The following is a 3,356-nucleotide window of genomic DNA, read 5'->3' as shown; positions in this document are numbered from 1 at the left end:
TGTTTAATGACAACATTATTTTCAACCTTGGCGGTGAATTTTACACTGGAATCAACTCTATAAAAAAATAGATCATGCAAAGTAATTTCCCTAAGAAAAAGACGATTGATGGTAAAGATTACGAAAAGTTCTTTACTGGATCTCACAAGCAAGTAGAAGAATACATTGAGCAATACAATGTTGCAGACAACTACTACTTCAGAACCGAAAAAGACGGACACAAAAAACACTTGTACTTACGTCGAAAACTGAAATAGAAAAACCAAGAAAAAAAGCCCTGAGAACAGTTGATATTTGTATTGAATTAGGTTTGTTGAACAACAGTCTTGGGGCTTAAGAAACTGAATACTTTTTATCAACTTAAATCTATAGAATGCCATTAGATCATCTAGAACTCCAAGCGGAAATAAACCGCCTAAAATCAATCAATGCTGAACAACGCACTAAAATTTCGGACATTGAAGCTGACCTTGTTACTGTAGTGGGTACACTCGGAAACTTTGCAGGTCAATTAGGTATTGATTTTTCGCAATTCAAGGAAGGTGACGACATTGCATCTGTCCTACCTAGTTTAATTTTTAATTTGATGCCTAAATTGACCTCTGGAGGTTTAGACTTGGGCGAAATCAAAGAAATTATTCCAATGATTACTAAATACAAGTATTTGTTGGAGGAAACCAACCTAGACCATGCCTAACCCAAGACTTGATGAAATAATGAACGCTCCGAATCTCTTGGACGTTATTGCTCAGCCTACCGAAGAAAAGAATCCTAATTACTCAAGTACCATTGATTTAGAAAGTAATTTCTCTGAGGATTTCGATTTTGATGCAATTCATCAGGAACAAAGAGAGACTGAACAGGAGCAGCAAGCAGCTGCGCCTGTTGTCCCTCTTCAACCTTATGACGCAAAGAAACATGCAACCTCATTAGTGAATGGGTTGGTTGTTGCTGAAACACTTGTACTCTCTCCTATTGCAACCGTTAAGGCTCGTAAGTCTATAGGCGGAAACAAAGTCATTAAAGCAATGCGAGCCGCTTATCAAAAAGAGTTCAGCGGTGAAGAATTAGACGATCAAGAAAAACGACTTGTTGAGAAATACAAAGATTACGAAGCAAAAATGAAAATGCTAAGTGATGATATTCTCCCAAGTGATTCGATTAAAAAACAGCTTATTGATGCAGCAATTCCGTACATGGAAGAAGTTCGTTGGGAGATTGGCCCAGGAGCAGGATTCTGGACAATGTATGTAGGTTCATTTGCATCTAAAGTTGCCAAAATACTTATGACGTAATGGGAGTAATTGGATGGATAGCAGTAGTTCTGCACACGCTTTTATTTCTCTTTATGCGAAGTAAAACCAAGAAGAAAGCCAAGAAGCATGCCGCAAGAAATGCGAAATTGGAAGTAGAAAACCGAAGATTAAACGCTAAAATAAATAGCCTAGAAAGGAATTAATCTAACCACTAACCCACCATGAACCGAACCAACAAAGTCAATTTGATTGCGGGCGGTCGAGGTACAGGAAAAACCGACTATACTAAACAAGTAATTCAGGCTTCAATCATGCCAAAGAAGTTAATCGTTGATACTTTCGATAACCCACCTTGGCGAAACTTTAAAACTTGGAATCATCCAGAATGGGAACGGCTTAAAATCCCGTTGATTCCAGATATAAAGTATTTGAAGAATTGGAAACAAGGAACGTATAGAATTGTAGTAAAAGATTTTGAGGAGTTTAACCAGTTTATTGAAGAACACGTATTTAATGCGCTTATCTTATATGAAGATGCGACAAGGTTTATAGGTTCTACACTGGATCCAAATTTGAAAAGTTTTATCTACGATACGAAACAGAAAAACATTGACATGCTTTTTGTTTTTCACTCCTTGGCATCCATTCCACCTGAACTGGTAAGAAGTTCCGACACCTTGACCCTATTTAAAACAAATGAAGGTCATCCAGACAAAAAGAAATACCCATGGCCAGATATTCCAATTGTGATGGATGGTTTAAGAGAGTCAACTAACCGATTTTTAAACTTTACGATTCACCTAAGTTAAACTAATGCTTTCGCCACTACGCAAAAACGAACTTGCAGATTTGTACCCTATTTCACAATCTTACTTACGTAGGTTAATGAATGTTGTGTACTACAAGGAGCTACAAGAGGTTGGTTACAATAAGTATTGTATAACCCTTAACCCTAAAGTAATCCGCAAGTTTTTTGAATTGTACGGTGAGCCACTAAACGAAAATGAACTTGAAATCAATTAAACAAATAGCTATTATTGGTTGTGCCGGTGTAGGCATGGTTTCGTGCTCTGCATCAAAACGAGTGGCACGCATTATTGAACGTAACCCTGAGTTGATCGAGGAAACGCAAACAGTAGTTGTAAAAGATACCATTCGGGATACACTGGAGATAACTTACGAAATTGAACAAGTAGACACATCTTTTACCCTAACTGAAGTAGACACCTTTAATTTTGAAAACGATGAAATAGAACTAACCCTAACCCGTAGCGAATTTGATGAGTTTTGGCTTCAAATCATGCCAAAGCCTATCGTAATTGATACTATACTGGAGAAACCAGTAGAAAAAGAAATTGAAGTACAAAAAGTAGTTTACCGTAAAGCTCGTGATGCGTTGATATGGAAACTAAGCACTTTATTTTTGATAATCATAATTGTATTTCAATTTTATATAAAAAGGTCAACTAGATAGTTGACCTTTTCTTTTCAACCCACCCAAAAGGTCTACAAAGGGCAACAAAGAGTAACAAAGGCCTACAAAGGTCTACAAAGGCGCTACTCACGGTTTTGAAACTTCAAATATTTGTATCCAAGCAAAAAAATTAAAACGCATGAACATTAAAGTTTTAGCATGGATCATCATAGCACTTTTACTGGGATTAATCGCAGTTGAGCTTTTTGTTCCAAAGAAAATTCAAGGAGATAAAATCTCCGTAATCGGAAAATCTGAAAACGTTTAACAAGATGGATAAAAACGTAAGTAGAAAAGCGGCACAATTAGTCGCACAGCACGGAAACACCCTTGACATGGGAAGACAATTGTCAATGGGTCCAGGAGGAGCAAAAACTTTGTTAGACGAAGGTGAAAAAGCTCGTCCAACTTCAATCACAATTACCAACCATGGTACAGCTGATAGAGCAATTGTTTTTGGTGTACCGAGACACACTATTTATACAAGTGTTACAGGAACTCCTGACACAGCAGCCTTCTTAGAAGCAGTTGGAGCTGATTTAGTATTAACTGACGGAATTTTGGAAACTGGTGCAGGTGATGTAACAGTTGTTGAAGCAACTTCTAACGACTCTGGAAGAACCATT

General features: G+C 37.3%; 8 protein-coding genes. All 8 read left to right on the top strand.

The features are described from left to right. The first annotated feature begins 74 nt into the window (after positions 1–74). Positions 75–257 carry a hypothetical protein gene (locus AC22ZQ_RS13650; protein WP_318959322.1) on the top strand — a complete coding sequence of 61 codons (183 nt, stop codon included), beginning with the start codon at positions 75–77 and terminating at the stop codon, positions 255–257. A gap of 116 nt (positions 258–373) precedes the next feature. Further along, positions 374–697: a hypothetical protein gene (locus AC22ZQ_RS13645; RefSeq protein WP_318959321.1), complete on the top strand. Its 324-nt coding sequence runs from the start codon at positions 374–376 to the stop codon at positions 695–697. A gap of 19 nt (positions 698–716) precedes the next feature. Further along, positions 717–1,295 (top strand): hypothetical protein, encoded by a 579-nt coding sequence (locus AC22ZQ_RS13640; RefSeq protein WP_318959320.1) that lies wholly within the window; start codon positions 717–719, stop codon positions 1,293–1,295. Between the two features lie 182 nt (positions 1,296–1,477). Continuing rightward, positions 1,478–2,065 (top strand): hypothetical protein, encoded by a 588-nt coding sequence (locus AC22ZQ_RS13635; RefSeq protein ID WP_318959319.1) that lies wholly within the window; start codon positions 1,478–1,480, stop codon positions 2,063–2,065. A 4-nt stretch (positions 2,066–2,069) separates the two neighbouring features. After that, positions 2,070–2,279 carry a hypothetical protein gene (locus tag AC22ZQ_RS13630; protein WP_318959318.1) on the top strand — a complete coding sequence of 70 codons (210 nt, stop codon included), beginning with the start codon at positions 2,070–2,072 and terminating at the stop codon, positions 2,277–2,279. Continuing rightward, complete coding sequence (locus tag AC22ZQ_RS13625) at positions 2,266–2,730, top strand: hypothetical protein (RefSeq protein WP_318959317.1); 465 nt, start codon at positions 2,266–2,268, stop codon at positions 2,728–2,730. Before AC22ZQ_RS13630 ends, AC22ZQ_RS13625 begins: the two co-directional genes overlap by 14 nt. 139 nt (positions 2,731–2,869) lie before the next feature. Next, positions 2,870–2,998 carry a hypothetical protein gene (locus AC22ZQ_RS13620; protein WP_318959316.1) on the top strand — a complete coding sequence of 43 codons (129 nt, stop codon included), beginning with the start codon at positions 2,870–2,872 and terminating at the stop codon, positions 2,996–2,998. A gap of 4 nt (positions 2,999–3,002) precedes the next feature. Further along, a partial coding sequence (locus AC22ZQ_RS13615; protein ID WP_318959315.1) for a hypothetical protein occupies positions 3,003–3,356 on the top strand: 354 nt, incomplete at its 3' end.

It is taken from the genome of Lishizhenia sp. (assembly GCF_057456495.1).
Note: the sequence above shows the minus strand (reverse complement) of the source record. Positions and strands in the feature narration are given on the sequence as shown.

Bases quoted from the DNA above. Each gene is read 5' to 3' on its own strand.
- AC22ZQ_RS13650 (WP_318959322.1), top strand. From the start codon at position 75: ATGCAAAGTAATTTCCCTAAGAAAAAGACGATTGATGGTAAAGATTAC.
- AC22ZQ_RS13645 (WP_318959321.1), top strand. From the start codon at position 374: ATGCCATTAGATCATCTAGAACTCCAAGCGGAAATAAACCGCCTAAAA.
- AC22ZQ_RS13640 (WP_318959320.1), top strand. From the start codon at position 717: ATGAACGCTCCGAATCTCTTGGACGTTATTGCTCAGCCTACCGAAGAA.
- AC22ZQ_RS13635 (WP_318959319.1), top strand. From the start codon at position 1,478: ATGAACCGAACCAACAAAGTCAATTTGATTGCGGGCGGTCGAGGTACA.
- AC22ZQ_RS13630 (WP_318959318.1), top strand. From the start codon at position 2,070: ATGCTTTCGCCACTACGCAAAAACGAACTTGCAGATTTGTACCCTATT.
- AC22ZQ_RS13620 (WP_318959316.1), top strand. From the start codon at position 2,870: ATGAACATTAAAGTTTTAGCATGGATCATCATAGCACTTTTACTGGGA.